Consider the following 26,247-nt stretch of genomic DNA (forward strand, 5'->3'; position numbering starts at 1 on the left):
GCCTCAGCCGGCTCCGGTGAAGACCAGGCGTGCCGCCCTGCGCCAGCGGTTGGCGGGCAGGGACGGGTGCAGCGCGGCGAGCGCCCCGCAGTATTTGGTGAGGACGACCGGCCGCATGCCGTGGGCGTGCAGCAGCCGGTCCGCCGCGGTCAGGTGGCCGGTGCCCTTGGTCTCCACCAGCACCAGGCCCTCACGGGCCCGGACGGCACGGCCGGTGCGCAGGTCGGTGCAGACCAGGCCGGCGTCGCAGGTCATGCGCTCGCCGTCGGCCACGAGGGTCGCCCGGACGTAGTCGGTGCCGAGGGAGGGGTACAGGGTCTGCGGGGCGTCGATGCCGTAGGCGCGCTCCAGGGTGGCGGCCAGGAAGTCGCGGAACGGGGCGTCCTGCGGGGTGTCGTCGCCCATCAGGGGGCGACGGTGCTTGACGGTGTCACCCCGGCACCCCTTGAGCTTGATCTCGAACTGGCGCTCGCCGGTGTCCTGGTAGACGCGTTCACGGATCTTGAAGCGCAGCCGGCGGCCCTGGCGGTGGTCGTGGAAGGAGCGCAGGTCGGGGGTGTCGTAGTAGACGGAGTGGTAGCGGAAGGCGTTCCGCCGTTCGATGGTCAGGGCCCGGAACGGCCCGCCGGGCCGGTGCGGGTCGGTCAGCCGGGCGGCCAGCCGGGCGAACGTGGCGGCGGGCACGAGGTAGCTGCGGTCGAAGCGGGCCAGCAGTTCCGCGCGTGCGTTGACCTCGGCGAGCGGGACGGGCAGGGCGGCGGCCGCGGCACGCGTGATCGCCTGCACCGCCGGCGGGGCGAGGGCCTCCGGCGGCTCGGCCAGGGGCCGGGCGGCGGGGAGGGTTGCGGCCGGGACGGGGGCCGGGTCGGTGGCGGGGGCGCTCATACGGTCTCCCAGGCGGGCTTGCCCTGGTACGGGCGTTCGGCCTGGCCATTGTCCGCCGCCAGGGGCGTCGTTCCCGGGAGGGGCTCGCGGTAGCGCACGTCGACGACCGTCAGATCGCGGACGTAGTCGACCTCCATGACCGTCCAGTCGAGGGGCTCCCCGAGCCGCCGGGCGAGGTCCGCGCGCAGCGCGGCCGGGTCGGCGTGGACGGTGTCGAGCGTGACGAGCGTCCGGCGGGAGCGTGCCAGGAGCCTGGGGTGGTCGGCGCAGTAGACCACCAGCAGGAGGATGCCGCCGAGCGTGGCGGCCATGGGCAGGCTCAGCTGCGGCAGGCCGCAGACCAGCCCGAGGACCAGGGTGGTGAAGTAGTAGGCGACCTCTTCGTGCTGCACGGCGTCCGAACGGAGCCGGATGATCGACAGCACCCCGAAGAGGCCGAAGCCGAGGGTCAGGCCGCCGTTGCCGCCCGTCGCGGCGAGCGCCGCCACGACCGTGAACAGCGCGACGTTGAGGGCGAGGTAGGCGGGGACCAGGTCGCGGCGACGGTGCCGCGGGTAGTAGACGGCGAAGGTCAGCAGGCAGACCGCGACGAGGTCGAGGCACAGGTGAGCGGCAAGGTGTCGCACGGATTCCATCGCTTCCTCCTTCAGTGCGTCAACGCCTGGGGGACGCAGAGGAAACTCTCGGCGAACAGAGTCACCGGGCTGGGTTAATCATGCGAATCCTTGATGTGATCCCTCAGGACTTGACCAAATCCGGAGGGATCACGTCCAATTCGGCCTCCTTGTGGACCGAACGTGCCCGTTACGCGGCCGCGGCGGCCGCAGCGGCCTCCCGGGCGGCCATGGCGGCCTGACCCCGGGCGCGGGCCCGCTTGGAGTAGGTGATCGTCCAGGTGACGAGGACGACCGGGACGCCGTAGGCGAGGACGGAGTTCAGGCCGACCATGGTGCCGGTCGACAGGACGTAGGACAGTCCGATGCGGGTGCCGGCCTCGACGACGTACCCCACACCCCAGGCCGTGGTGATCGTGCGCATGACACGCCGGAAGCCGGGCTGTTCCGCCCAGAGCCCGTTCCAGCGCTCCAGGCCCTCCTTGGTGCCGTCGGTGCCGAACTTGCGGCCGAAGTAGAACATCAGCGGGCGCGGCAGGGCCAGCGACACCAGGCAGACCACGCCGAACAGACCGGTGACGGCGGACTCCTTGACCAGCAGGAGCCGCGTCGAGTGCGGGCCGACGACGGTGACGATCACGGTCAGCGCCATGAAGATCAGGGTGACCACGGCGAACTCGTCGATCCGCCGCTGCCAGATCAGGTGGATCACCGTGTCCAGCACCGGCCACGCGCCCGAGACCAGCAGCGCCGTGAACTCGCTCCAACCGGCGTCCCTGAGCTGTTGGTACGTCACCATGGGCAGGACGACGTTGAAGACGATCGAGACGGCCCACCCCAGGACGGTGGCTTTGTTCACGCCCTTGGACGGCGGCGCGGACGACTGAACGGACATCAGAATCCCCCAAGATCAAACATCAGAGCGAACGGGACCCTAGGGGGAAAACCAGCCATGTGGCAAACGAACGCCCCTGCCGCCGGCATCACGGGATACCGGCGGCAGGGGCGCCCTACCGCTCAGCCCTCGGACAGGGGTGTACGGAGGGAGATCTGACCGACCGTCTCCCGCGGCAGCTGGCCCTTGACGAGGGAGGCCGCCTTGCCGACCGACACGGCGTCGATCGGCGCCAGGTGGGTGACGCGGCTGGCGAGCGGGGCAGGGGCGGCGGCACCCTCACCGCCGGCCGCCCGGGCACTGCCGGCGGTCGAGGCCAGGCCGCAGGCCGCGAGGAGGACCGAACCCGCCGCGACGCGATTCATGAGGCGATTTTTCATGACCTGTCCAACGACCGTGCGCGGCGCCCGACACGACCGCGCCGGCGGCGCCGCAATCCTCAGTCGTACAGATGATCGGCGTATTGCGGCCCGTAGTACCGCTCCAGCTCCTCCAGCGTCTGCCCGGTCGGCTCCAGCGCCTGGGCGATGCGCGCCCGCGAGGGGACCGCCTCGGGATCCCACGTCTCCGGCTTCCACAGGCCGGAGCGGAGGAACGCCTTGGAGCAGTGGAAGAAGATCTCCTCGATCTCGACGAGGAGGGCGACCCGGGGGCGGTGCCCCTTCACGGCCAGCCGGTCGAAGAAGGGCGCGTCCTTCAGGAGCCGGGCGCGGCCGTTGATGCGCAGGCTGTCGCTGCGCCCGGGGATCAGGTACAGCAGGCCGACGTGCGGGTTGACGAGGACGTTGCGGAAGCCGTCGGCCCGCCGGTTGCCCGGCCGTTCCGGCACCACGACGGTGGTGTCGTCGAGGACGAGGGTGAACCCGGTCGGGTCGCCCTTGGGGGAGCCGTCGCAGCTGCCGTCCGCCCCGGCCGTCGAGACCACACAGAACGGCGACTGCGCCAGCCACTGCCGGTCCTGCTCCGCCAGCCGGGCGCGCACCTTGCCCGCCGCGCGCGCCGTCGGCGGCCCGCCGAGCAGCTCCGTCAGCTCCTCGTCCGACGTGATCTCCACCATCCCGTCGGCAAGCGTCCCGGCGGTCCGTATCCCAGCCGTCCCCATCGAGCAATCCCCTCCGTGCGGTGCGGGTTCGCGCGGCGCCGGGCCCGGGCCCGGCGAGGGCCGCGCGAGCATGCCGCCAGCTTATGCACCCGGCGCACACCATGATCACGGCTGTGTCCGACGCCTCACCCCCGACGACCGGACACCCCGTCAAGATCGTTAATCGGAACCGCTTCGATCTTCACCATATTGGGCGGAAATCCTACTTTCCACTCCCTTCCTCCGGAGCCGGCGCCCTAGCGTGCCGGGTGATCCGAGCCCCGCCGCCCATCCGCCCCGGCTCCCCGCGAAAGGCCGCGCACGCGATGCCGAACCCCTTCGAGCTCCCCCGCTTCTACACGCCGTATCCGGCACGCCTCAATCCTCACCTGGACAGCACCCGGGAACACACCAAGGCGTGGGCCAGGGAGATGGAGATGATCGAGGGCTCGGGCATCTGGGACGAGTCGGACTTCGATTCCCACGACTACGCTCTGCTGTGCTCCTACACCCACCCCGACGCCTCGGGGGTGCTGCTCGACCTGATCACCGACTGGTACGTGTGGGTGTTCTTCTTCGACGACGACTTCCTGGCCCGCTTCAAGCGCACCGGGGACATGCGCGGCGCGAAGGAGTACCTCGACCGGCTGCCGGCGTTCATGCCGCTGGAGTCGGCCGTGCCCGACGAGGAGCCCGTCAACCAGGTCGAGGCGGGCCTGGCCGACCTGTGGGCCCGTACCGTCCCCTCGATGTCCCCGGAATGGCGCCGACGCTTCCGCGAGAGCACCTGGCACCTGCTGGAGGAGTCCCTGTGGGAGCTGTCCAACATCAATGAGGGGCGGGTCGCCAACCCCGTCGAGTACATCGAGATGCGCCGCAAAGTCGGCGGCGCCCCCTGGTCGGCCCATCTCGTCGAGCTCGCGGCCGGGGCCGAGGTCCCCGACCGCATCGCCGCGAGCCGGCCGATGCGGGTCCTCAAGGACACCTTCTCGGACGGCGTCCACCTGCGCAACGACCTGTTCTCCTACGAGCGCGAGACGCAGAACGAGGGCGAGCTCGCCAACGCCGTCCTCGTGCTGGAGCGGTTCCTGGGCTGCACCACCCAGGAGGCCGCCGACGCCGTCAACGACCTCCTCACCTCGCGGCTGCAGCAGTTCGAGCACACCGTTCTGACCGAGCTGGAGCCGCTCTTCGCCGAGCACGCCCTGGACACCCCCGCGCGCGCCGACGTCCTCGCGTACGTCAAGGGTCTGCAGGACTGGCAGTCCGGCGGCCACGAATGGCACATGCGCTCCAGCCGCTACATGAACGGCGCCACCCGCGGCGACTCCCCCGCGGCCGGCGCCCTGCTGGGCGGCCCGCTGGGTCTGGGAACGTCGGCGGCGCGGCTGGTCCCCTCCATCCTGGCGTCCCTGCCCGCCCGGCTGCGCAGCTACACGCACGTCCCGTTCGAGCAGGTGGGCCACCTGCCGCTGCCCGACTTCGCCATGCCCTTCCCGACCCGGCTGAGCCCCCACCTGAACGGCTCGCGCCGGCGGAACCTCGACTGGGGGCACCGCATGGGCTTCCTCGCGCCCGAGCCGGGCGACCCCCTCGCCGGCTGCTGGGACGAGGGCAAGCTCCGGGACTACGACTTCGCCCTGTGCGCCGCCGGCATCCATCCCGGGGCCACTCCCGAAGAGCTCGACCTGGCAACGGACTGGCTCACCTGGGGCACCTACGGCGACGACGTCTACCCCGCGGTCTTCGGCCGCTCCGCCGACGTCACCGCGCCCAGGACGTGCACCGCACGGCTGAAGGAGTTCATGCCGCTCGACATGGGGCTCACCGAGGCCCCCCGCAATCCCCTGGAGCGCGGCCTGGCCGACCTGTGGGCCCGCACCGCGGCGCCCATGCCCGACGACCACCGCGCAGAGTTCCGCGTTGCCGTCGAGGTCATGCTGGACAGCTGGCTGTGGGAGCTCGCCAACCAGCGGCAGAACCGCATCCCCGAGCCCGTCGACTACATCGAGATGCGCCGCAAGACCTTCGGATCCGACCTCACCATGAGCCTGTCCCGCTTCGGCCACGGCAAGACCCTGCCGCCGGAGATCTACCGCTCGCGCCCGGTCCAGGCCATGGAGAACGCGGCCGCCGACTACGCCTGCCTGATGAACGACGTCTTCTCCTACCAGAAGGAGATCCAGTTCGAGGGCGAGGTGCACAACGCCGTCCTCGTCGTCCAGAACTTCTTCAACTGCGGCCGCCACGAGGCCCTCGCCATCGTCAGCGACCTCATGACGTCCCGGATGCGGGAGTTCCAGCACGTGGCCGACACCCAGCTGCCCGTCCTGTGCAAGGAGTTCGAGCTGGACGCCGCGGGCTGCGCGACGCTCGAAGGCTACGCGCAGGAGCTCAAGGACTGGCTCTCCGCGATCCTCACCTGGCACCGGGAGTGCCACCGGTACGGTGAGGCCGACCTGCTGCGCCACAACGCACCGCCGGCCGCCCCCACGGCAGCGCTGCCATGGGGCACCCCCACGGGCCTGGGCACCTCGGGCACCCGGCTCGCCACGCTGCTCGGCTCGCGCTGACGCCGCGCACCCCGCCACACCCCGCCCGCCGTCCGTGCAACCGGACGGCGGGCTGCGGCGTCCCCGGCAGGACGGACACGATCAAGCACGCCGACAGGAGCCGCACATGACGGGAACAGCCCCCCGCTACCTCTACCTCGCCCGGCACGGCGAGGCGCTGCCGGACCACAGCGGGCTGGCGGAGAACGGCCACCGCCAGGCCGCCCTGCTCGGTGAGCGGCTCCGGGGCGTTCCGCTGGCGGCCGTCCACCACAGCCCGCTGGCCCGCGCGGAGCAGACCGCCCGGATCGTCGCCGACCGGCTCGACGGCGTTCCCCTGCACCTGACGGAGTGCGCCGGGGACTACGTCCCGTACGTGCCCACGGCGGAGGAGCTGCCGCCGGATTCGGCCGACTTCCTGCTCCGCTACGTCGCCCAGTTCTCGGAGGAGGATCCCGCCCGGGGCACGGCGCTGGCCGCGGAGGCGCTGGAGCGCTTCACGGGCCCGGTGCCGGGCGACGAGGCGCGCCACGAGCTGATCGTCACCCACAACTTCCTCATCGGCTGGTTCGTCCGCGCCGCGCTGGACGCCCCTCGGTGGCGGTGGCTGGGCCTGAACCAGTGCAACGCGGCCCTGACCGTCATTCGCTACGCACCGAACCGGCCGTCCTCCGTGCTCGTCTCCAACGACATGCGCCACCTGCCCGAGGAGCTGCGCTGGACGGGCTTCCCGCCCGAGCTGCACGTGTGACGGCGGCCACCTTGGCCTGAATTCGGGTGGCACCTTTCCGGATGCCGCACAAGACTCCGAATGTCCGCCCGGAGAGACGGCGGGCCGAAGCTCAGTGACGTTCACCCTCGCCCGCTCCTCAGCGACGTGCGAGCGGGCACCACTTCGATCCAGAAGGAGTGCGGAAATGTCCAAGAGGCTGGAATCGATGGGCAGCAGGCTCCTGGGCCTGTTCGTGCCCAAGGTCGAAGCGGCGGCGTCCGTGCAGGCGTGCCAGTGCTTCAACTCCTGCTGGCAGTGCGCCCGGAGCGCATGCTGCGTGAACACGTACTGCGGCTCGATCAACTGTTGGAAGAGCTGTCCGAAGTGCTGACGCCGTAGGGAGCCGCCGCGAGGCGGCTTCTGTGCGAAGGCATGCACGAGGGAACACCGGTTTCCGCGGCGCCGGCACCCGAACGCCGCCGCGTACCGGTGTTCCCGGTCGTTCGCCCGCGAACCGCCGTGGAGGAGAACCGGTGACCTACCCAGAGGTCGGGATCCGCTGCCTGATCGGAGGAATGTTCCTGATCTCCGCCGCCACGAAGCTGGCGGGGCCGCGTGCCTTCCGTGCCTTCGCCGACTCCCTCGCGCAGATGCGGCTGTTCCCCGCGCCGCTGGTGCGTCCGCTGGCCGCGCTGGTGGTGACCGGCGAGTGCCTCGTCTGCCTGCTCCTCGCCGTGCCGGCCCCGGCGGCGGCCGCGGGCGGCTTCGTCCTTGCAGCGGTGCTGCTCCTCGCGTTCGCGGGGGCGGTGGCCGTCGTGGCCGGGCGGGGCACCCGGACGCCCTGCCGGTGCTTCGGCACGTCGTCGACGCCGCTCGGGCTGCGGCACGTCGTGCGCAACGTGCTGCTCGCGGCCGTCGCCGGGGCGGGTGCGGCGGTCACGGGGGCGGCGGGCCGGACGCAGCCGGCGGGCCTGGTCCTGGCGGCCCTCGCCGGGCTGCTGCTGGGCGGGCTCGTCGCCGTGCTCGACGACATCCTCGGGCTGTTCCAGTCCCTCGACACCAAAGCCGCGGCCGCAGGTCCGCGCGGCCCGCGCTGAGAAGAGAACGGAGACTGCCGTGACCCTCGTGCTCGTCGCTGCCCTCGTCCTCGTCGGACTCCTGTGCTCACTGGACCTCCTGCTCACCGTCGGCGTCATCAAGCGCCTCCGCGAGCACACCGAGCTGCTGTCCCGCAAGGGTGAGGCGACGCCCTCGCTCGCCACCGGTGAGGAGGTCGGTGCGTTCTCGGCGACGTCGGTGGACGGCGAGGCGGTGACCGACACGATGATCGACACCGAGACGGTGGTCGCGTTCTTCTCCACCACGTGCGGGCCCTGCAAGGAGAAGCTGCCGAAGTTCGTGGAGTACGCGCGCTCCGTCCCGGGCGGCCGCGGCCGCGTGCTGGCCACGGTGATCGGTGAGCCCGGCGAGACGGCCCCCATGGTCGAAGCCCTGCGCCCGGTGGCCCGGGTGACGACCGAGGACGCCTCCGGGGCGATGGGAGAAGCCTTCAAGGTGATGGCCTATCCGGTGGTGCTCAAGGTCAACCGGACCACCGACGGCCGCCTGCTGGTCATGGCCGACCGGGTCGACGTCGATCGGCCCGCCGTCGCCCCCGTATGAGCGGGGGCGTGAACACGGGCGCGGACGACGGCACCGCCACGGCCTCCGCGCCGCGCCGGGCCCTGATCGCCGGACGGCTGGTCGCCCGGGCCGCGCCCGGCACCCTGGCGCTGTACGCGCTGCCCGCCCTCGCCACCGGCGCCCTGCCCGTCGCCACGGCGTGGTCCACGAAGCTGGTCATCGACAGGATCGTCGCCGGTGGCGGCCGGGCGGAGCTGCTGCTGCCCGCCCTGGCGCTGGTGACGGCCGGCCTCGTCGCGGGCGTCACCCCGCACCTGGTGCGGTACCTGCGCACCGAACTGGACCGCAGGGTCGGACTGTACGCACAGGACCGGCTGTTCCGTGCCGTGGACCGATTCGTGGGGCTGGGGCGGTTCGAGAACCCCCGTTTCCTGGACCGGCTGCGGCTGGCCCAGCAGACGGACGTCGCCTCACCGGCCGCCGCCCAGGCCGTCGACGGCCTGCTGGGCATCGCGCGCTCGGCCTTCACGATCGCCGGGTTCGTCGGCTCCCTGTCCCTGATCAGCCCGCTGATGACCGCGCTGGTGCTGGTGGCCGGCGCCCCCGCGCTCGCCGCCGAGATCACGCTCTCGCGGCGGCGGGCGCGCACCGTCTGGGACATCGGGCCGGCCGAGCGGCGGGAGTTCTTCTACCAGGGCCTGCTCACGAGCGTGGAGGCGGCCAAGGAGATCCGGCTGTTCGGCACCGGCGCCTTCCTGCGGGGGCGGATGCTGGCCGACCGGCGCACCGCCATCAGCGCGCGCCGGGCGCTGGACCTGCGCGAGGTCCGGGTGCAGGCGGGGCTGGGGCTGCTGGCGGCGCTCGTCTCCGGCGCAGGCCTGCTCTGGGCGGTCGGCGCCGCCGGCGCCGGCGAGCTCACGCCCGGCGACGTCGCGGTGTTCATCGCCGCCGTGGTCGGGGTGCAGGGGGCCGTCACCACCCTGGCGAACGACGTCGCCGGCGTGCACCAGTCCCTCCTGCTCTTCGACCACTACGTGGCCGTGACCGGCGCGGGGCCCGAACTGCCCACGGCGGACACACCCCTTCCGCTGCCGCGCCTGCGCCGCGGCATCGAGCTGCGCGACGTGTGGTTCCGCTACTCCCCCGACCATCCCTGGGTGTTGCGGGGAGTGGACCTGTTCGTCCCGCACGGCACGTCCGTCGGGCTCGTCGGCCTGAACGGCTCGGGAAAGTCCACGCTCGTCAAACTGCTGTGCCGCTTCTACGACCCCACGCGCGGGGCAATCCTGTGGGACGGCGTGGACATCCGTCACGTCGACGTCGCGGAGCTGCGGCGCAACATCAGTGCGGTGTTCCAGGACTACATGGACTACGACATGACCGTGTCGGAGAACATCGCCCAGGGCGACCTCGACGCCCTCGGCGACCCCGGGCGGATCCGCACCGCGGCACGGCGTGCCGGCGTCGACGACACGCTCGCCGCGCTGCCCCACGGCTACGACACCCTGCTGTCGCGGATCTTCTTCATGGAGTCCGACAAGGACGACCCCGCGACGGGGGTCCTGCTGTCCGGCGGGCAGTGCCAGCGGCTGGCGCTGGCCCGGGCGTTCCTCCGCGACCGGCGGGACCTGATGATCCTCGACGAGCCGTCGGCCGGGCTCGACGCCGCCGCCGAGTACGAGGTCCACAGCTCGCTGCGGCGCTACCGGGCCGGCCGGACGAGCCTGCTCGTCTCCCACCGGCTGGGGGCGCTGCGCGACGTCGACACCCTCGTCGTGCTGTCCGGGGGCCGCGTCGCCGAACAAGGGGACCACGCCGCCCTGATGGCGGCCGAGGGGGTGTACGCCCGGCTGTTCACGTTGCAGGCTTCCGGATACCGGGCCGGGGACGGGCCCGGGGCACCCTCGGCGCTGAAGGATGTGCGATGACCCACGGTCTCTCCCCCGACGCCTCGGCCGCGCGGGCCGAATCGGCCCTCGACCGGGCCCGGCGACGCGCCCACCGCTCCCTGCTGTCGCGGCTGGCGCTGCTGGCCGCGGCGGCGCTGCTGGGCGCAGGCTCGGTCCTCCTCCTGCGCGCGGGCGCCACGGCCGGCGGGACGCTCTGCGCCGCCGCTGCCCTCATCATCGTCTTCGGGGTCCTGCTGGCGGCGGCCGTCGGGCGGCGCCTGGTCGCCGTGACCGTCGACGGCAGGAGCATGGAGCCCGCTTACCGCGACGGCGACCGCGTACTGGTGCGCCGCGGCGCGCTGCCGGGTCCGGGCGAGGTGGTCGTGGTGGAGCGGCCGCCGTACCGGGCGCCGTGGGAGGAGCCGGCGCTGTCCCGGCGTGCGGGGGCCCGGGCGATCTACGAGCGGCAGTGGGTCATCAAGCGGGTGGCCGCGGTGCCGGGCGATCCCGTTCCGCCCGGTGCCGTGGCCGGGGCGGGCGGCGCCGACGGGGAGTGCGTACCGGTGGGCATGGTCGTCCTGCTGGGGGACAATAGGGAGCAGAGCTACGACTCCCGGCACGTGGGGTATTTCCCGGCCGAGCGGGTCCTGGGGTCGGTCCTGCGCACGTTCTGACCGGCCCCTTCCGGCCGGCGGACCCCTTCTCCGGCAGCCGGAGAATGGTGCGCGGCCGGCCGGGTCCTGCGTCACTTCTTGCGTCAAGCGCCTTTCCAGACAGTAAATATGGCGCTTGATCGCATTCTGTGACCGGAGCGTGACCGGTTAGATCATGATCGTCCACGACACCTCGTGTCCGTTCCCCACAAGGGAGAGATCATGAAGCGGATCGGTTCGGCCGTCACCGCGGCAGCCGCTGCCTTCGTCCTTGCCCAGCCGTCCACCGCCACGGCGGCCGAGGCCGCCTCCTGGACGGCCCCCTCCTGCACCCGGGTGACGGGTGACGGAGGAGTCACGTTCACCACCGACGACGGTGCGAGCCTGAGGCCCACCACCGGAACCCTCAAGCCGGTCAGCTACACCCACGGCCTGGTCGCCCTGGACACTCCCAACACGCTGCTCGCGACCCGCAACAGCGAACTGCAGCGCTCGACGGACGCCGGCTGCACGTGGACGCGCGTCGCAACGCTCGACAGCGGCTCCACCCGGCTGACGGCGGCCCCCGGCGGCCGCGCCTTCGCCTGGGAGGTGAACGGCGGCTACCTCGCACGGACCGACGGCAAGAGCGTCACCCCGCTGAAGTCGCCGACCACGAGCATCGTGGGGCTGGGTACGGACCGCACGCGGCCGGGCCACGTGCGGCTGGCCGGCGGCGACGGCCGGCTGTACGACTCCACCGACGCGGGCGCCAGCTGGCGGCAGGTGGGCACCGCGGCGTTCGGCGGCGGCGCCGGCGTCTACGCGGTGGCCTTCGACCCGAAGGACCTCGGCCACGCCGTCGCGGGCGGCATGACGAAGGGCGGGGCGGTGACCACCGACGGCGGCACCACCTGGACGGCGTCCACCGGCCTGTCGGGCACGCCGGGCGGTGCCGCCAACCTCTTCGACGCGGTCTTCTCCCCCGCCTCCTCGTCGGTGGTCTACGCCCTCGGCATCGACCTGGTGCAGGCCGCGCCCGGCTCGTCCGACGAGGGCCGTCACCTGTACCGGTCGGCCGACGGCGGCCGCACCTTCACCAAGGTCGTCGACGACTCCGCGGAGACCAAGCTGACCAACAGCACGCGGCTGGCGCCGAGCCCCGTGGACGCCGACGTGCTGTACTTCGAGTACGGCACGTACTTCCAGAACTACGGCACCGACCTGTTCCGCCTCGACGCGCGGACGGGCAAGGTCTCCACGACGCACAACGCCTACGACGGCATCTCGGCCTTCGCCTTCAACCCCGCCCAGCCGAAGGTGATGTACCTGGGCGTGGAGGAGGTCCAGGTCGACTGACGGGCCGTCGTCAGCCGCGCGGCGAGAGCTCCGCCATCGCCGACCAGCCGGTGCCCGGCACCTCGACGTTGATGATCTGCGGCGTCTCGGCGATGACGTCGGGCATCCAGGCCATGGCGGTCTTGAAGTGCTCGGAGTTCACGTGCACCTCGCCGGCCTCGGCCGACGCGAACGCCTCGACCAGCACGAACTGGTGGGGGTTGTCGACGCTGCGGGACCACTCGTAGAAGACGTTGCCCGGCTCGTCGCGCGTGGCCTGCGTGAAGTCCTGGACGAGGTCGAGCCACTCCTCGCTCCGCTCGGGACGGACGGTGAACTTGACGACGATGAAGATCATGGATGCTCCAGGTGACCGGGGCCGGGGCCGCCGGGCAAAGGACGGTGGGCGGGCGGCGGGACCGCCGCGCCCGTGGACGGGTCCATCGTGCCCCGCACGGCACTCCCCCGCGAACGTGACCGCCGCCGATTCCGGCCCTGCCGGAAAACCGCCCCTTCTCAGGCGGAGAGCGCGGCGGCCCGCTCCCGGAGCTCGGCGAGGGTGAGCCGCAGCAGGGGATGGTCCTCGCTGCCGCGGCGGACCGCCGTGAACACCCGCCGCGTGGGGCCCGGCCCGCGCAGCGGGCGCACGGCCGGGGTGAGGGCCGGCCGGATCCCGTGCAGCGCCGAACGCGGCACGAGGGCGACGCCGGCGCCGACGGCGACCAGGGCGCACACGGCGGAGAAGTCGTCCGACAGGCATTCCACCCGGGGCCGGAAGCGGGCCTGCTCGCACGCGCGCACCACGGCCTCGTGGACGGGGTTGCCGGGCCAGGGGGTGATCCAGACGTCGTCGCGCAGCTCCGCGAGGTCCACCTCGGACGCGTCGGCGAGCCGGTGGCCCGGCGGCAGCACGGCGTCGAAGGGCTCTTCGTACAGCGGGGCGTGCAGCACCCGGCCGTCGCCGGGGGCGAGGGAGTCGCGGTGCTCGACGGCGACGGCGATGTCGACCTCGCCGTCGATGAGCAGGCGCGCGCTCGTGTGCCCCTCGGCGTCCTTGACGCGGACGCTCACCTGGGGGGCGCGCCGCCGCAGGGCGGCGACGGCCGGGGCGACGACCTCGGTGATGGAGGTCGCGAAGGCGGCCACGGCCACCTCGCCGACCAGGCCGGTCGAACAGGCGGCCAGATCCGCCTCGGCCCGCTCCAGCTGGGCGGAGATCTCGGTGGCGTGCCGGGCCAGGACGGTGCCGGCGGCGGTGAGCCGGACGGTGCGGCCGCGCCGTTCGAGCAGGGCGTGGCCGGTCTCGGCCTCCAGGGCGGCCAGCTGCTGGGAGGCGGCCGACGGCGACAGGTAGAGGGCGTGGGCGGCTGCCGTGACGGTGCCGTGGTCGGCGAGGGCGCGCAGCACCCGGAGGCGGCGGGGGTCGATCACCGCTCCAGTGTCCCAGATCGTTAAGCGGAGCTTCACAGGCCATCCCGAGAAATGTCGATGGACTTCACAGCTCCGGAAGCCGCACAGTGATCCCTCATGAGGGCATTGGTAAAGACCACCGCCGGACCCGGTCTCGAACTGACCGAGGTACCGACCCCCGAGGCCGGCGCGGGGCAGGTTCTGATCAAGGTGCTGCGCACCGGCATCTGCGGAACCGATCTGCACATCGACAGCTGGGACGACTGGGCGGCCAGGGTGGTCCGCGCCCCCCTCGTACTGGGCCACGAGTTCGCCGGCGAGGTCGTGGAGACCGGTCCCGGCGTGACCAAGGTCCAGGTCGGCGACGTCGTCAGCGGCGAGGGCCACCTCGTCTGCGGCACCTGCCGCAACTGCATGGCCGGCCGCCGCCACCTGTGCATCCGCACGATCGGCCTCGGCGTCCACACCGACGGCGCCTTCGCCGAGTACGTGGTCCTGCCCGAGTCGAACGTCTGGGTGCACCGCCACGAGATCGACATCGACGTGGCCGCCATATTCGATCCGTTCGGCAACGCCGTGCACACGGCCCTGTCCTTCCCCGTCCTCAACGAGGACGTGCTGATCACCGGCGCCGGCCCGATCGGCATGATGGCCGCAGCCGTCGCCGGGCACGCCGGTGCCCGCTCCACCGTCATCACGGACGTCAGCCCCTACCGGCTCGCGCTGGCCCAGAAGATGGGGGCCACCGTCGCCCTCGACGTCAGCAGCCGTCGCATCGCCGACGTCATGCCGGAGCTGGGCATGACCGAGGGGTTCGACGTGGGCATGGAGATGTCGGGCCGCGCCGACGCCCTCCAGGACATGATCGCCGTCATGTCGCCCGGCGGCCGCATCGCCGCCCTCGGCCTGCCCACCGGTGACGTCGCCATCGACATGGCCACCGTCGTGACCCGCATGCTGACCCTGCGCGGGATCTACGGCCGCGAGATGTACGAGACCTGGTACGCGATGTCCGTCCTGCTGCGCAGCGGCCTCGACATCTCCCCGGTGATAACGCACCGCTTCGGGTTCGAGCAGCACGCCGAGGCGTTCGCCACCGCCCGTTCCGGCCAGTGCGGGAAGGTCGTCATCGACTGGACCCGGCCCACCGCCCCCTGACGCAGACCCACACGACGAGGAGTCACCCGTGTTCGACGGCATGCGCGAGCACCTGCGCACCGAGCTGCAGGACATCCGCGACGCCGGGCTGTACAAGTCCGAGCGCGTGATCACCAGCCCCCAGTCCGCCGCCATCCGCGTGGGCGACGGCGCGTCGGGCGGCCAGGTGGTCAACTTCTGCTCCAACAACTACCTCGACCTCGCCGACCACCCCGAGGTGATCGCGGCCGCCAAGCAGGCGCTGGACGAGTGGGGCTTCGGCATGGCCTCCGTCCGCTTCATCTGCGGCACCCAGGCCCCGCACAAGCAGCTTGAGGACAAGATCTCCCGGTTCCTGGGCACCGAGGACACGATCCTGTACAGCTCGTGCTTCGACGCCAACGGCGGTGTCTTCGAGACGCTGCTCGGCGCCGAGGACGCGGTGATCTCCGACGAGCTCAACCACGCCAGCATCATCGACGGCATCCGTCTGTCGAAGGCGGCCCGCTTCCGCTACCGCAACCGCGACATGGCGGACCTGGAGCGCTGCCTGAAGGAGGCGGCGGGCGCACGCCACAAGCTGATCGTCACCGACGGCGTGTTCTCCATGGACGGCTACATCGCCCCGCTGGACGAGATCTGCGACCTGGCCGAGCGCTACGGCGCCCTCGTCATGGTCGACGACTCGCACGCCGTCGGCTTCGTCGGCCAGGAGGGCCGCGGCACGCCGGAGCTCTTCGGCGTGACCGAGCGCGTGGACATCATCACCGGCACCCTCGGCAAGGCGCTCGGCGGCGCCAGCGGCGGCTACGTCGCCGCCCGCGCCGAGATCGTGGAGATGCTGCGCCAGCGTTCGCGCCCGTACCTCTTCTCCAACTCCCTGGCCCCCTCGATCGTCGGCGCCTCGCTGCGCGTGCTCGACCTGCTGACGGAGTCCGGGGACCGGCGGACGCGGCTGCGCGAGAACACCAAGCTCTTCCGCGCGGAGATGACCGCGGCGGGCTTCGACGTCCTGCCCGGCGAGCACGCGATCAGCCCGGTGATGATCGGTGACGCGGCGCTGGCGGCCCGGATGGCGGCGGCGCTGCTGGAGAAGGGCATCTACGTGATCGCCTTCTCCTACCCCGTGGTGCCCAAGGGCAGGGCGCGCATCCGCGTGCAGCTGTCCGCCGCGCACTCCCGCGAGGACGTCCTGCGCACGGTCGCCGCGTTCCGCGAGGTCCGGGACGCGATGGCGGGCTGACCGGGGCCTGGAGCACGACAGGGCGGCCGGGGCCGCCGCCACCGGCGGGTGCCGGTGCGCGGCGGCCCCGGCCGCGCGTGCGTCAGTGGCCGAGCGCGGCCACGCCCGCCTGCGCGTACTTCTCGTCGAGGTCGCCGCTCGGGGCGCCCGCCACGCCGATGCCGGCGACGGGGGCCTGCCCGGCCTTGACGGGGGCGCCGCCGGGCAGGAAGAGGGTGCCGGGGATGTCCTTGAGGTTGGGGACCTGCTGCAGCCGCTTGACCAGCTCGGAGGTGGGGGCGTTCCAGGAGACGGCGGTGAACGCCTTGCGCTGGGCCGACTCGTAGGACTGGGGGCCGGCGCCGTCGCCGCGCAGCATCACCACGGTGTTGCCGTTGCGGTCGACGACGGAGACGGAGACCTTCTGGCCGTCCTTCTTCGCCGCGGCGAGCGCCGCCTGCGCGGCCTCGGTGGCCGACTCGACCGTCAGGTGGGTGGTCTCGGTGAAGCCCTTGGGGGCAGCGGACGCCGTCGCGGAGACGGCGCCGAAGGTGCCGGCACCGACGACGGCCGCCGCGACGCAGGTCAGGACGCGGGCGCGGACGGTGAACTTCTGCAGGCTCTTCATGGGGACCTCTTCCTCGGCGGGTGGACTGCAAGACGGCGGCGGGCGGGGCGGGCGGGCAGCCCGGCCCTGCGCCGTGCTCCCATCCTCGGAGCGGCACGGCCCCGCGCGGATCGTCGTTCCGGCTGCTCCCGCCGGGCGGTACGGCCGACGCCCGTGTCAACCGATCGGATGATGCGGAGGGGGCCGGGAGGGGTTAGGACGGGAGAGCAGCACCGTTTCGGCAAGGGAACGGCAAGGAAAGCAAGGAGAAGGCGCCCGTGCACACTCCCTCCGTCCCGCAGGACCGGGCCGGGGCCCGTTCCCGCGAGCATGCGGGCGATCCCGACGCGCGATGGTTCGCCGCCGTCCGGCACGCCGCGTTCTTCCTCCTGCTCTGGGCCTCCCTCGTCCGCTTCCTGCTCCGCCACCCCGGGGAGCCCCGCATCCCGTGGGTCGTCGCCCTGAGCGTGGTGCTGGCCGTGCTGTACGTGCTCGGACCGGGCCCGGACGAGCCGGCCGCGGTCCGTGGACGCCTGTGGCTCGGTGCGGTCGTCGCCGTGTGGGTCGTACTGGTGGTGCTGGCGCCGAGCTTCGCCTGGTGCGCGATCCCCCTCGTCTACACGAGCCTGCACGCGCTGCCCGTACGGGCGGCGCTCGTCCTGATCGGCGTGCTGACCGTGTTCGTCGTGGCCGCGCAGATCAGCCTCTTCGGCTTCGACCCGAACCTGGTCGTCGCCCCGCCCACGGTCGCCGCGATGGCGACGGCCGTCTTCGTGCACATGCAGCGGCAGGCGGCCCGGCAGCGGGCGCTGATCGACGATCTGCTGCGCACCCGCCGGGAGTTGGCCGCGACCGAGCGGCGCGAGGGGACGCTCGCCGAGCGGCAGCGGCTGGCGATGGAGATCCACGACACCATCGCCCAGGGGCTGTCCAGCCAGCGGATGCTGTTGCAGGCCGCGGACCGCGTCTGGGACACCGACCCGGCCACGGCACGCGCGCACGTCCGCAGCGCCGCCGACGTCGCCGCCCGCGATCTGGCCGAGGCCCGTCGCTTCGTCCACGACCTGGCGCCGCCGGACCTGGACCGGGGGGTCTCGCTGGCCGAGGCGCTGCGCGCCCTGGCCGAGCGGGAGTCGGGCGCGGAGCTCACCGTGCGCTTCCACCACGAGGGCGGGCCGCTGCCGCTGCCGGGACGGGTGGAGTCGGCGCTGCTGCGCATCGCCCAGGGAGCGCTCGCCAACGTGCGGGAGCACTCCGGGGCGGCCACCGCCGCCGTCACCCTCACCTGCCTCGACGACCACGTCGTCCTCGACATCGCCGACGACGGGCAGGGCTTCGACCCGGCCGCGGGCCGGCCGGACGCCGGGGAGCGCGGGCACGGGCTGCCCGCCATGCGCGCCCGGGTGCTGGGCATCGGCGGCCGTCTGAGCGTGGAGTCCGCGCCCGGCGAAGGCACGGTCGTCTCCGCGTCCGTCCCCCTGCCCGCTTCCCCTTCCCCTTCTTCTTCCTCTCCTTCCTCGGAGCTCCGGTGAATGCCATGGCCCCCGTCCGTCTGCTGCTGTGCGACGACCACACCGTGGTGCGGGCGGGGTTGCGGGCCCTGCTCGCCAGCGAGCCCGGCATCGAGGTCGTCGGGGAGGCCGGAAGCGGCGAGGAGGCGGTCGCGCTGGCCGCCAAGCTCGCCCCGGACGTCGTCCTGATGGACCTCCAGCTGGGGCCGGGCATGGACGGCGTGGAGGCCACGCGCCGCATCACCACCGGGGCCAAAGGGTCCACGCACGTGCTGGTCCTCACCACCTATGACACGGATGCGGACGTGACCCGGGCCATCGAGGCCGGGGCGACCGGCTACCTGCTGAAGGCCGAGCGTCCCGAGGAGCTGTTCTCCGCGGTGCACGCCGCGGCCCAGGGGCGGACGACCCTCTCGCCGCCGGTCGCCGGCCGGGTGATGGCCCGGATGCGCGGCGCCAGCCCGGCGACGGGCACGCTGACCGAACGCGAGCGCGACATCCTGGGCCAGTTGGCGCGGGGCCTGGGCAACCGCGACATCGCCCGGGCGCTGTTCATCAGCGAGGCCACGGTCAAGACGCACCTGGGCCGCATCTACGCCAAGCTCGGCGTGGACACCCGGGCCGGGGCGGTGGCGGTCGCCAAGGAACAGCGACTGCTGCCGTAGGCCACGGTGCCGTGCACCCGGTCGCCGTCGCGCGCCGTGGCCTGCCCTCCCGTCGTCGATCACGTGCTGGCCGAGCGCTCACAACAGCCGTATGCGGAAGGTCATTCCCGCGGAGGACGGGCGTTCGCCGACAGGGCCAGGAGGCGCTTCTGCACCGACTCCAGCGGCCCGTGCGGGAAGCGGCGCAGCCACAGGTGGGAGGCGGCCATGAGGACGAGGCACACCACCGCCCACAGGCCGATCACCCACCAGGGGCCCGCGTCACGGTAGCGGGCCGCCAGCCCCAGGCCGATGCCGTACGCGGCCAGCATGCACAGCACGTTCTGGGCGACGTAGCAGGAGAGTGCGGTGCGCCCGACCGAGGTCAGCCCCGCGGTGAGGGGGCCGGTGCGGCGTACCCGGTCGGTGATCACGCCGATCAGGCCGATGTAGCCGAGCGCCACGACCGGCGCGGCGACGTAGCGGCCGAGCAGGAAGCAGTCGGCGCCGCCCAGTCCCGTCGCGATGTTCAGCGGGAGCCCCACGCCCAGGCCCCAGCCGAGCAGGCGGGCGCGGATGCGGCGGCCGGCGGCGTCCGGCGCGAAGGCTCCCGCGCGGTGGAGCCGCACGCCGAGGAGGAAGAGGAAGACCAGCAGGGCGAAGGAGAGGACCGGTTCCATGCGCAGGGCCACGGCGTTGTGGAGGCGGAAGGCGATCTGGTCGAGGTAGCCGCCGTCGGCGTAGAGGTCGACGACGCGGCGGGCGGGCCCGTCGCCCCCGTCCGGGTCCGAGGCGACCGCCCCCAGCGTGAGCAGGGACATCACCGTCACGTGCAGGCCGGCCGCCGTCCACATCACCCGGTGCCGGACGCGTTCGGAGCGGGTGAGCAACCAGGCCACGAGCAGCGCGGTGACCGCGTAGCCCATGAGGACGTCCCAGGCGAAGACGAGGACGAAGTGCAGCGTGCCCTCCGCCAGGAGGAACAGCGCCCGCCACCGGTACCGGCCGGGCCAGGGCTGTCCCCGCTGGGCGGCGGAGCCGAACTGGATCGCCAGGCCCACGCCGAAGAGCATGGTCAGCATGGCCAGGAACTTCCCGTCGGCCAGCAGCCGGAAGACGCTTTCGACGACCTCCGGGAGGGAAGCGCCCGACAGCAGCCCGTGCAGCGAGGAGCCCGTCGTGCCGTCGAGCACGCCCCATTCCGCCCCGGGCCCGGTGAAGATCCATACGTTGGTCATGAGGGTGCCCAGGACGGCCGCGCCGCGCAGCACGTCGAGGAGCGCCAGCCGCGGCGTGCCGCCGCCGGCACCGCTGACCTGCTCGGACGGCGGGCGGGACGAGGGCGTCGGCGGGGCCCCGGGAAGGGGGGTGGCCGCCCCTGCGGTCTCCGGCACGGTAATCTCCCGGACTCGTGGTGGGCTTGGGTGCGTTCGTTCGTTCGTGTTCCTCCCTCCCATGGTCACCGTGCGCCACGGGGCGGTCCTCGTAGGCGGTGATGAATCCGGACTACATCTTTCGATGCAGGGGCAGCGCGCGGCCGTGAGCGGTAGCGGCGATCCGGCCAATAGCAGTTCCGCACATGTGCCGAGGGAAAATGCCAAAACCCTCACGTCGCACCACTGTTATCGATTAGCTTCCGTCGCACGGGGCATGCCACGGGTGATCATCACTCGTACGTAGTCGCGGCCGCACGCTGATGCCGCGCGGCTGGAGAGGATCGTGTGACCGGTATCGACGGGTGCCTGGCCGAGGCCATGGCCATACCCGGAGCACGGGGCGCCAGCCTGGTGGACTGGACCAGTGGGCTCGCCCTGGGCGTGGCGGGCGAGGGCCCCGGCGGCGACCACGAGACCTCGGCGGCCGACGCCGCCGAGCTCGCCCGCCTCGCCTTCGAGAACGCCGCGTTCACCCGCTCGGCAGCCGGCCCCGGCCCGGTGGAGGACGTCATCGTCACGGCGCGCGGCGGCTACCACCTCATACGTTTCGTGGAGACCGCCTTCGACAGCAGTGTCTTCCTCTACCTGTGGCTGGACCGTGCCGAGGCCAACCTCGCGGTGGCCCTGTTCCGGCTCAAGGCCCTCGCCGGCAGGCTGGTGGTGACGTGAGCGGCGACTCCACCCTGGCCCGGCTCGCCGCCGAACGCGCCACGGGCGCCCTCCACGGCTGCGTCGGCGCGCTCTACCTGGCCGACGGCGCCGTGGTGCACGCCGAGAGTCCCGCGGTGCCCGATGTGGGATGGCGGCTGACGGCCGGAGGACGACTGTCCCCGGAGAGCTGGGACGAGGCCGTGGAGGAGGGCGGTCCCGACTACCGCGCGGGCAGCTTCCTCGTCGAGCACGGCCGGTTGAGCCGGGGCGAGCTCGAACTGTGCCACCTCAGCGCCCTGTTCGACGCCGCCTACTTCGTCCTCTCCCCCCTCGACACCACCCAGCGCGTGCCGGATCGCTTCCTCAAGGAGGCGAAGCACTGGTTCGGCCCGGTCCGCCCGGTATCCGTCCCCCTTCTGCAACGGGAGGTGCGGCGCCGCCGTTGCCTGCTCGAACGGGCCTGGCCCAGGCCGGAGGTGGACGCGGCCCCCGTCGTACCCGTCGCCGGCGCGGGCGGGGCCGGGCGGGGCGGGCCCCTCCCGCCGACGTGCGGGCGGCAGGCCGTGCTGGCCGCGGCCGACGGCGTGCGCACGCCGCTGCAGATCGCCAGGGCGCTGGGCCGCTCGGCCTTCGCCACCCTCCTCGACGTCCGGCGGCTGGCGGCCGCCGGGCTGGTCCGGACCCCGGAGGCGGACCTCCCCGGCACCGCCGTCCGGCCCGCACGCCTGTCACCGCCCGCCCCCACCGCCGCCGCCCCGGAGATCTCCCTGCTCTACCGGATCCGCGACGCTTTGGAGGCCCTGTGACCCTGGAACGCCCCGCGACCGTGACGCACACCGGCCCGCCGCCCCGCCGCCTCCCACCGCTCTCATGATGAGGCGCGCACTGAGACAGCTCACCGGAAGGAGACAGTCGATGACCGCCGCACCCGAGGTGCTCGCGGAGCTCCAGGGGTTACGTGTCCGGGTGCCGCACCTGACCGGTGCGCTGCTGGCGAGCACGGACGGGCTGGTGATCGCGCACCTCGTCGACGACATGGAGCCGGACGGCGTGGCCGCGCTGACCGCCGCGGCGCTGGGCGTGGGCGCGCGACTGGCGAACGCCGTGGGCCACGGCGGCTTCCGCGAGCTGGTCGTCAGCGGTGACCGCGGCTACGTGGCCACGTACGCGGCCGGCTCCTCGTGCGTCCTGACGCTGTTGGCCTCGGCCGACGCCAACGTGGGCCGGCTGAACCTGGAGGCGCGCAGGGCGGGTTCGCGGATCGCCGCCCTGGCGGACGACGCGCTGGAGCGCCCGCGCCGGACCTGACGGCCCGGCCGGGAACCGCACACACCATCGACACCTGGACGTACCGATTTGCCGACATAACGACCACATTCATCACCCGTCACCACCGACTCCTTGTCGACTCATCGTCGACTCGACGAAAGCGAATTCCTCATGGCGAACACCGAACTGGCACTCAAAGACGCGATGAGCTCGATCGACGGGGCCATCGGCGTGGCCCTCGTCGACTACAGCAGCGGCATGGCCCTGGGCACCCTCGGCGGCTCCCAGACCCTGGACCTCAACGTCGCCGCGGCCGGCAACACGGATGTCGTGCGCGCCAAGCTGCGCGCCATGGAGATGCTCAACATCCAGGACAGCATCGAGGACATCCTCATCACCCTCGGCACCCAATACCACCTGATCAGGCTGCTGACGGGCCGTGGTGGCAACGGTCTCTTCCTCTACCTGGTCCTCGACGGCAAGCGGGCCAACCTGGCCATGGCCCGCCATCAGCTCCGGCGCATCGAGGCGGAGCTGGAGGTCTGACGCCGCCGGGGCGCCCGCCGGGGCCCGCGCCGAAGTGGCCCGCACCGCCGACGGCTTGGTTTCCGCTGCCCGAATGGCTGACGGCGTTTCGGGTGGAAAGCCGGTGGACGTCCGCGGTGTTGGCGCTGCACGCCTGGCGCCCTGTCAGGGCGCCGGGGACGCGGGCCGGCACGTCATGTGGCGGAGGGTCAGATGTCTCTCCGATTGCGGGGGCCGGGCACCCGCCGCAAGGTGAGCGGGAAGATCATTCCTCATCTCCGCTCGAAGGAGTAGGACCATGGGTGCCTCCCGAAGAACCAGCCTCCTCGTGTCCGGTGCGGTGTGCGGTGCGCTCGTCCTGGGCGCGGCCGGTTACACCGCCACGGCCGGCACGGCGTCCTCGGCGCCGGGCTCGTCCCGCACCAGCGCTCCGGCGCAGGTTCCACCGCCCTCCGCGCTGCGCAAGGCCGCGGGCCAGGGCATGCGGGCCATCGACGAGAACGTGATCGGCAAGGAGGCGGCCGAGGCCGCCGCCGCGGAGTGCGGGGCGGCGCGGGAAGCGGGCCGGGCACCGAGCGAACGGTGCACCGTGCTGCAGGAGAACCTGGGGACCCTGGGCAAGGCCCGGGCCGGTCTGGAACGGCAGGCGGGATCGGCCCAACCGGACCTCGCCGCGCTCACCGCCTCGACCACCGACGCGGTCGCGGCCACGGCCCGGCTCGCCAGGGAACAGGACCGGGAACACGGGGGCCACGATCGCCACAGGGACGGCGGTGGCCTCCTCGGGGTGGTGGGCGGCCTGGTGGGCGGCCTGGTGGACACCCTGGGCGGCGTGGTCCAGGGCCTGAACGGACTGGTCAACGGCCTGCTCCGGGCCCTGCTGAGCTGACGACGCCGCCGACGCCCGGGCCCCGGGCGCATGTCGGGGCCGGGGCGCACGGCGGGCCCGGCGGCGGACGGCCCGGACGACGGACGGTCCGGGCCGCCGACGCAGCGCGGCGGCCGCCCGGGAGCCGCCGCGCACCGCCCGCCCCATGGAACGGCGCACCGCTCGCCGTGGCGGCACCGCTGGGCCCGGTGCCGCGGCGGGGGCGGGGGCGGGGCGGGCACCACGTGCTGCGCACCGCTGCCGGGCCGGTGCCGGTCACGGAGCGCAGCAACGCACCGCTCGCCGCGCCGGTGCCGGCGGCAACGGCACTGGGCCGAGTGCGCGGTCCGCCGTGCGGGGGCGGTGCGGCTGCCGGAGCGTGGTGCCATGCGGTCGGTCCGTCTCGTCCCCGGCTCGCGCGGCCGGGAACGTCCCGCGCGGGCGCGCCCCGCGGCGGGCGTGCCGGCGTTGCCGTGGCTCGCCGGCGTCGCCGCCGCCTACGCCTTCGCTCAGCTGGTCCTCGTCGTACCGGGCACGGGGCTGGGCTGGGACGAGACGGTGTACGTCAGCCAGGTCGCCCCGCGGGCCCCCGCCGCGTTCTTCAGCGCGCCGCGGGCCCGGGGTGTGACCTTCCTGGCGGCGCCGGTGGTCGCGCTGACGTCCTCCACGGGGGTGCTGCGGGTGTGGCTGGCCGCGCTCTCCGGCTGCGGTCTGTTCGTCTCGCTGTGGGTGTGGCGGCGGCTGCTGCCGGTGCCCGTGCTGGTGGTGGCGGGGGCGCTGTTCTGCGGGCTGTGGGTGACGCTCTTCTACGGGCCGCAGGTCATGCCCAATCTGTGGGTCGCCTTCGGTGCGTTGTGTGCCACGGGCTGCTTCCTGCGGGCCGTGCGCGACGGCGGCGACCGTCGTGCGCGCACGGGGCTGCTCCTGGCCGTCGCCTTCACCGCGCTGATGCGGCCCGGTGACGCGCTCGCCCTGGTGCTGCCGCTCGCGGGGGCGGCGTTGGCGGTGCGGGCGTGGCGGCGGCCGGCCGTCCTGGTGGCCCTCGCGGCAGGGGTAGCCCTCGGCGGCGCGGAGTGGGTCGTCGAGGCGTACCTGCGGTACGGCGGCCTGGCTGCACGTCTGCACCGGGCCGGGGAGATCCAGGGCGGCTGGGGGCTCCGTCTGGCCCTGGGGCACCATGTGCGGGCCCTGCAGGGCCGGACGTTGTGCCGCCCCTGCGACGTCCCGTGGCGTCACCCCCTGACCGCCGCCTGGTGGTTCGCCCTGCCCGTGCTCACCGCGGGCGGACTCGTGGTGGCGGCCCGGCGCCGTCGCCTGCCGGAGATCGCGGTGCCGGTTTCGGTGGCGGTGTGCCTGGCGGTGCCGTACCAGCTGCTCGACTACGCCGCGCCGCGCTTCCTGCTGCCCGCGTACGCGCTGCTGGCGCTGCCCGTGGCCGTCTTCCTGACGGCGGCGGCAACCACCGTCCGGTCCCCGGCCCGCGGGGCGGTGCGGCTGCTGGGGGCGACGGTGCTCGCGCTGGCCCTGCTGGTACACGTGGGGGTGCAGTACAAGGTGCTGGAGAAGGTGGTGTCCCGCAGCGGGGACAGCCGGGACGCCTTCGCCCGCGTCGCCGGGGAGCTGCACCGGCTGGGCGTGCGGCCGCCCTGCATCGTGTCGGGGACGGAGGCCGTGCGGATCGCCTTCCGGGCCGGCTGCGCCTCGCGCCAGACGAGTGGTCATGACGGCAGCATCTCCGCGGCGGAGCTCGTCGCGGCGGCGGGCCGTCACCCGGTGGCGGTGGTGGTGAGCGCGGGCCGGGCCACTCCTGCGTACGCGCGCGGCTGGCACGCCGAGCCCCTGCCCCCGCTGCCGGGCGAACCGGCCGGCCTGCGCGTGCACCTTTCCGTGCCGCCGGCGTCCGGTGACGTGCGCCGTCCGTGAATTCGGGGTTCGGCCGAATGGCTCAGCGACGGGCTTTACGGCTTCTTGGGCTGGATACACTCCGGGAGTTGCCCGGCGTCTGCATATGAGGAGTGCCGTCATGGCCGAGGTGAAACTCAGCGCCGAAAAGCGTACCGACTTCGGCAAGGGGGCGGCCCGCCGCACCCGCCGCGAGAACAAGGTGCCCGCCGTCATCTACGGTCACGGCGCCGACCCGAAGCATGTGGCGCTCGAAGGCCATTCACTGATGATGGCCCTCAAGACGCCGAACGTGCTGATCCGGCTGGACATCGGCGGAAAGAACGAGCTCGTCATCCCCAAAGCGGTGCAGCGCGACCCCCTCAAGGGTTTTCTCGTGCACGTCGATTTCCTCGCCGTGAAGAAGGGCGAGAGGGTCACCGTCGACGTGCCGGTCCTCACCGAAGGGGAACTCGCGGCGGGAGGAAATCTGCTGGACCACATGCTCAATGCGGTTCCGGTCGAGGCCGAGGCCACGCACATCCCCGAGTCGTTCACCGTGTCCATCGAGGGACTGTCGGCCGGGCACACCGTCCGGGCGGGCGACATCGAGCTGCCGCGGGGCTGTTCCCTGGCCGTCGACGAGTCCACGGCCCTGCTGCAGGTCGTCGCGGCGCAGACGGAGCCCGAACCCGAGGCCGAGGAGGAGGCCGAGGCCGAGGCCGCGGCGGAAGAGGGCGCCGCACCGGCAGAGGGTGCCACGGAGGAGGAGAAGCCCGCGGAGGGCGGCGAGGGCTGAGGCCCGCAGCGCCTGCGGTCGTGACAACGCCCCGTCCCGGGTTCCCGGGGCGGGGCGTTCGTCTTC

General features: G+C 73.0%; 28 protein-coding genes. 19 read left to right on the forward strand and 9 right to left on the reverse strand.

Features of this window, described 5'->3' with window-relative positions; genetic code table 11:
* Positions 1 to 3: 3 nt before the first annotated feature.
* The 5 genes from IE182_RS26145 to IE182_RS26165 form a co-directional block, all read right to left on the reverse strand.
* Positions 4 to 885 carry a polyphosphate polymerase domain-containing protein gene (locus tag IE182_RS26145; RefSeq protein ID WP_190112395.1) on the reverse strand — a complete coding sequence of 294 codons (882 nt, stop codon included), beginning with the start codon at positions 883 to 885 and terminating at the stop codon, positions 4 to 6.
* Positions 882 to 1,520 (reverse strand): DUF4956 domain-containing protein, encoded by a 639-nt coding sequence (locus IE182_RS26150; protein ID WP_190112396.1) that lies wholly within the window; start codon positions 1,518 to 1,520, stop codon positions 882 to 884. The genes IE182_RS26145 and IE182_RS26150 overlap by 4 nt, the downstream gene beginning before the upstream one ends.
* A 169-nt stretch (positions 1,521 to 1,689) precedes the next feature.
* Positions 1,690 to 2,394 (reverse strand): VC0807 family protein, encoded by a 705-nt coding sequence (locus IE182_RS26155; RefSeq protein WP_190112397.1) that lies wholly within the window; start codon positions 2,392 to 2,394, stop codon positions 1,690 to 1,692.
* A 122-nt stretch (positions 2,395 to 2,516) separates the two neighbouring features.
* On the reverse strand, positions 2,517 to 2,759 hold the full coding sequence (locus IE182_RS26160) for a hypothetical protein (RefSeq protein WP_190112398.1): 243 nt from the start codon (positions 2,757 to 2,759) through the stop codon (positions 2,517 to 2,519).
* Between the two features lie 74 nt (positions 2,760 to 2,833).
* Positions 2,834 to 3,496, reverse strand: a complete 663-nt coding sequence (locus IE182_RS26165) for a pyridoxamine 5'-phosphate oxidase family protein (RefSeq protein ID WP_229845104.1) — start codon at positions 3,494 to 3,496, stop codon at positions 2,834 to 2,836.
* A gap of 305 nt (positions 3,497 to 3,801) precedes the next feature.
* On the opposite strand from IE182_RS26165, the gene IE182_RS26170 reads away from it, so the two are divergent.
* From IE182_RS26170 to IE182_RS26205, 8 genes are all read left to right on the forward strand, one after another.
* Entirely contained in the window at positions 3,802 to 6,048 is a 2,247-nt protein-coding gene (locus tag IE182_RS26170) for a terpene synthase family protein (RefSeq protein WP_190112399.1), read from the forward strand.
* A gap of 106 nt (positions 6,049 to 6,154) precedes the next feature.
* Positions 6,155 to 6,778, forward strand: coding sequence for a histidine phosphatase family protein (locus tag IE182_RS26175; RefSeq protein ID WP_190112400.1), 624 nt, complete (start codon positions 6,155 to 6,157; stop codon positions 6,776 to 6,778).
* A 166-nt stretch (positions 6,779 to 6,944) separates the two neighbouring features.
* A complete protein-coding gene (locus IE182_RS26180) occupies positions 6,945 to 7,130 on the forward strand; it encodes a hypothetical protein (protein ID WP_190112401.1) in 186 nt (61 codons plus the stop codon).
* A 142-nt stretch (positions 7,131 to 7,272) separates the two neighbouring features.
* Positions 7,273 to 7,836: a MauE/DoxX family redox-associated membrane protein gene (locus IE182_RS26185; RefSeq protein WP_190112402.1), complete on the forward strand. Its 564-nt coding sequence runs from the start codon at positions 7,273 to 7,275 to the stop codon at positions 7,834 to 7,836.
* 19 nt (positions 7,837 to 7,855) lie between these two features.
* Entirely contained in the window at positions 7,856 to 8,401 is a 546-nt protein-coding gene (locus IE182_RS26190) for a thioredoxin domain-containing protein (protein WP_229845105.1), read from the forward strand.
* Entirely contained in the window at positions 8,398 to 10,290 is a 1,893-nt protein-coding gene (locus tag IE182_RS26195; protein WP_190112403.1) for an ABC transporter ATP-binding protein, read from the forward strand. Before IE182_RS26190 ends, IE182_RS26195 begins: the two co-directional genes overlap by 4 nt.
* The gene (locus IE182_RS26200) at positions 10,287 to 10,925 is read left to right on the forward strand and encodes a S26 family signal peptidase (protein WP_190112404.1); all 639 of its coding nucleotides are present in this window, start codon (positions 10,287 to 10,289) and stop codon (positions 10,923 to 10,925) included. Before IE182_RS26195 ends, IE182_RS26200 begins: the two co-directional genes overlap by 4 nt.
* A gap of 201 nt (positions 10,926 to 11,126) precedes the next feature.
* Positions 11,127 to 12,242 (forward strand): WD40/YVTN/BNR-like repeat-containing protein, encoded by a 1,116-nt coding sequence (locus IE182_RS26205; protein WP_190112405.1) that lies wholly within the window; start codon positions 11,127 to 11,129, stop codon positions 12,240 to 12,242.
* A 10-nt stretch (positions 12,243 to 12,252) separates the two neighbouring features.
* Here the strand turns inward: IE182_RS26205 and IE182_RS26210 are convergent, their stop codons facing one another.
* Both IE182_RS26210 and IE182_RS26215 read right to left on the reverse strand, forming a co-directional pair.
* The gene (locus IE182_RS26210; RefSeq protein ID WP_190112406.1) at positions 12,253 to 12,579 is read right to left on the reverse strand and encodes a putative quinol monooxygenase; all 327 of its coding nucleotides are present in this window, start codon (positions 12,577 to 12,579) and stop codon (positions 12,253 to 12,255) included.
* A gap of 158 nt (positions 12,580 to 12,737) precedes the next feature.
* Positions 12,738 to 13,652 (reverse strand): LysR family transcriptional regulator, encoded by a 915-nt coding sequence (locus tag IE182_RS26215; RefSeq protein ID WP_190112407.1) that lies wholly within the window; start codon positions 13,650 to 13,652, stop codon positions 12,738 to 12,740.
* A gap of 96 nt (positions 13,653 to 13,748) precedes the next feature.
* On the opposite strand from IE182_RS26215, the gene tdh reads away from it, so the two are divergent.
* A complete protein-coding gene (tdh, locus tag IE182_RS26220; protein ID WP_190112408.1) occupies positions 13,749 to 14,789 on the forward strand; it encodes an L-threonine 3-dehydrogenase in 1,041 nt (346 codons plus the stop codon).
* A gap of 28 nt (positions 14,790 to 14,817) precedes the next feature.
* Positions 14,818 to 16,011, forward strand: coding sequence for a glycine C-acetyltransferase (locus IE182_RS26225; protein WP_190112409.1), 1,194 nt, complete (start codon positions 14,818 to 14,820; stop codon positions 16,009 to 16,011).
* An 82-nt stretch (positions 16,012 to 16,093) separates the two neighbouring features.
* Here IE182_RS26225 and IE182_RS26230 read toward each other — a convergent pair whose 3' ends face one another.
* Positions 16,094 to 16,609 (reverse strand): GlcG/HbpS family heme-binding protein, encoded by a 516-nt coding sequence (locus IE182_RS26230; RefSeq protein WP_190112452.1) that lies wholly within the window; start codon positions 16,607 to 16,609, stop codon positions 16,094 to 16,096.
* A 266-nt stretch (positions 16,610 to 16,875) separates the two neighbouring features.
* Between IE182_RS26230 and IE182_RS26235 the strand changes: the two genes are divergently transcribed.
* Both IE182_RS26235 and IE182_RS26240 read left to right on the forward strand, forming a co-directional pair.
* Positions 16,876 to 18,129 carry a sensor histidine kinase gene (locus IE182_RS26235; RefSeq protein ID WP_190112410.1) on the forward strand — a complete coding sequence of 418 codons (1,254 nt, stop codon included), beginning with the start codon at positions 16,876 to 16,878 and terminating at the stop codon, positions 18,127 to 18,129.
* Between the two features lie 5 nt (positions 18,130 to 18,134).
* Positions 18,135 to 18,773 (forward strand): response regulator, encoded by a 639-nt coding sequence (locus tag IE182_RS26240; RefSeq protein ID WP_190112411.1) that lies wholly within the window; start codon positions 18,135 to 18,137, stop codon positions 18,771 to 18,773.
* Positions 18,774 to 18,874: 101 nt separating this feature from the next.
* Here the strand turns inward: IE182_RS26240 and IE182_RS26245 are convergent, their stop codons facing one another.
* Positions 18,875 to 20,038, reverse strand: a complete 1,164-nt coding sequence (locus tag IE182_RS26245; protein ID WP_229845121.1) for a DUF418 domain-containing protein — start codon at positions 20,036 to 20,038, stop codon at positions 18,875 to 18,877.
* A 435-nt stretch (positions 20,039 to 20,473) separates the two neighbouring features.
* On the opposite strand from IE182_RS26245, the gene IE182_RS26250 reads away from it, so the two are divergent.
* The 7 genes from IE182_RS26250 (at position 20,474) to IE182_RS26280 (ending at position 26,181) form a co-directional block, all read left to right on the forward strand.
* A complete protein-coding gene (locus tag IE182_RS26250; RefSeq protein ID WP_190112413.1) occupies positions 20,474 to 20,857 on the forward strand; it encodes a roadblock/LC7 domain-containing protein in 384 nt (127 codons plus the stop codon).
* Positions 20,854 to 21,645, forward strand: coding sequence for a transcriptional regulator (locus IE182_RS26255; RefSeq protein ID WP_190112414.1), 792 nt, complete (start codon positions 20,854 to 20,856; stop codon positions 21,643 to 21,645). The genes IE182_RS26250 and IE182_RS26255 overlap by 4 nt, the downstream gene beginning before the upstream one ends.
* A gap of 67 nt (positions 21,646 to 21,712) precedes the next feature.
* Complete coding sequence (locus IE182_RS26260; protein ID WP_190112415.1) at positions 21,713 to 22,147, forward strand: roadblock/LC7 domain-containing protein; 435 nt, start codon at positions 21,713 to 21,715, stop codon at positions 22,145 to 22,147.
* A gap of 132 nt (positions 22,148 to 22,279) precedes the next feature.
* Positions 22,280 to 22,654 (forward strand): hypothetical protein, encoded by a 375-nt coding sequence (locus IE182_RS26265; RefSeq protein ID WP_190112416.1) that lies wholly within the window; start codon positions 22,280 to 22,282, stop codon positions 22,652 to 22,654.
* A gap of 277 nt (positions 22,655 to 22,931) precedes the next feature.
* Positions 22,932 to 23,522 (forward strand): hypothetical protein, encoded by a 591-nt coding sequence (locus IE182_RS26270; RefSeq protein WP_190112417.1) that lies wholly within the window; start codon positions 22,932 to 22,934, stop codon positions 23,520 to 23,522.
* A gap of 366 nt (positions 23,523 to 23,888) precedes the next feature.
* A complete protein-coding gene (locus tag IE182_RS26275; protein WP_229845110.1) occupies positions 23,889 to 25,424 on the forward strand; it encodes a hypothetical protein in 1,536 nt (511 codons plus the stop codon).
* Between the two features lie 100 nt (positions 25,425 to 25,524).
* Positions 25,525 to 26,181, forward strand: coding sequence for a 50S ribosomal protein L25/general stress protein Ctc (locus IE182_RS26280; RefSeq protein WP_190112418.1), 657 nt, complete (start codon positions 25,525 to 25,527; stop codon positions 26,179 to 26,181).
* Positions 26,182 to 26,247 lie beyond the last annotated feature (66 nt).

It is taken from the genome of Streptomyces cinnamoneus, from assembly GCF_014650495.1.
Taxonomy (GTDB): domain Bacteria; phylum Actinomycetota; class Actinomycetes; order Streptomycetales; family Streptomycetaceae; genus Streptomyces; species Streptomyces cinnamoneus.

Coding starts and splice junctions, on each gene's coding strand:
- IE182_RS26165 (WP_229845104.1), bottom strand. CDS start 3,496: ATGGGGACGGCTGGGATACGGACCGCCGGGACGCTTGCCGACGGGATG.
- IE182_RS26210 (WP_190112406.1), bottom strand. CDS start 12,579: ATGATCTTCATCGTCGTCAAGTTCACCGTCCGTCCCGAGCGGAGCGAG.
- IE182_RS26200 (WP_190112404.1), top strand. CDS start 10,287: ATGACCCACGGTCTCTCCCCCGACGCCTCGGCCGCGCGGGCCGAATCG.
- IE182_RS26280 (WP_190112418.1), top strand. CDS start 25,525: ATGGCCGAGGTGAAACTCAGCGCCGAAAAGCGTACCGACTTCGGCAAG.
- IE182_RS26275 (WP_229845110.1), top strand. CDS start 23,889: ATGCGGTCGGTCCGTCTCGTCCCCGGCTCGCGCGGCCGGGAACGTCCC.
- IE182_RS26260 (WP_190112415.1), top strand. CDS start 21,713: ATGAGGCGCGCACTGAGACAGCTCACCGGAAGGAGACAGTCGATGACC.
- IE182_RS26145 (WP_190112395.1), bottom strand. CDS start 885: ATGAGCGCCCCCGCCACCGACCCGGCCCCCGTCCCGGCCGCAACCCTC.
- IE182_RS26205 (WP_190112405.1), top strand. CDS start 11,127: ATGAAGCGGATCGGTTCGGCCGTCACCGCGGCAGCCGCTGCCTTCGTC.
- IE182_RS26160 (WP_190112398.1), bottom strand. CDS start 2,759: ATGAATCGCGTCGCGGCGGGTTCGGTCCTCCTCGCGGCCTGCGGCCTG.
- IE182_RS26195 (WP_190112403.1), top strand. CDS start 8,398: ATGAGCGGGGGCGTGAACACGGGCGCGGACGACGGCACCGCCACGGCC.
- IE182_RS26270 (WP_190112417.1), top strand. CDS start 22,932: ATGGGTGCCTCCCGAAGAACCAGCCTCCTCGTGTCCGGTGCGGTGTGC.
- IE182_RS26170 (WP_190112399.1), top strand. CDS start 3,802: ATGCCGAACCCCTTCGAGCTCCCCCGCTTCTACACGCCGTATCCGGCA.
- IE182_RS26150 (WP_190112396.1), bottom strand. CDS start 1,520: ATGGAATCCGTGCGACACCTTGCCGCTCACCTGTGCCTCGACCTCGTC.
- IE182_RS26175 (WP_190112400.1), top strand. CDS start 6,155: ATGACGGGAACAGCCCCCCGCTACCTCTACCTCGCCCGGCACGGCGAG.
- tdh (WP_190112408.1), top strand. CDS start 13,749: ATGAGGGCATTGGTAAAGACCACCGCCGGACCCGGTCTCGAACTGACC.
- IE182_RS26155 (WP_190112397.1), bottom strand. CDS start 2,394: ATGTCCGTTCAGTCGTCCGCGCCGCCGTCCAAGGGCGTGAACAAAGCC.
- IE182_RS26240 (WP_190112411.1), top strand. CDS start 18,135: ATGGCCCCCGTCCGTCTGCTGCTGTGCGACGACCACACCGTGGTGCGG.
- IE182_RS26180 (WP_190112401.1), top strand. CDS start 6,945: ATGTCCAAGAGGCTGGAATCGATGGGCAGCAGGCTCCTGGGCCTGTTC.
- IE182_RS26265 (WP_190112416.1), top strand. CDS start 22,280: ATGGCGAACACCGAACTGGCACTCAAAGACGCGATGAGCTCGATCGAC.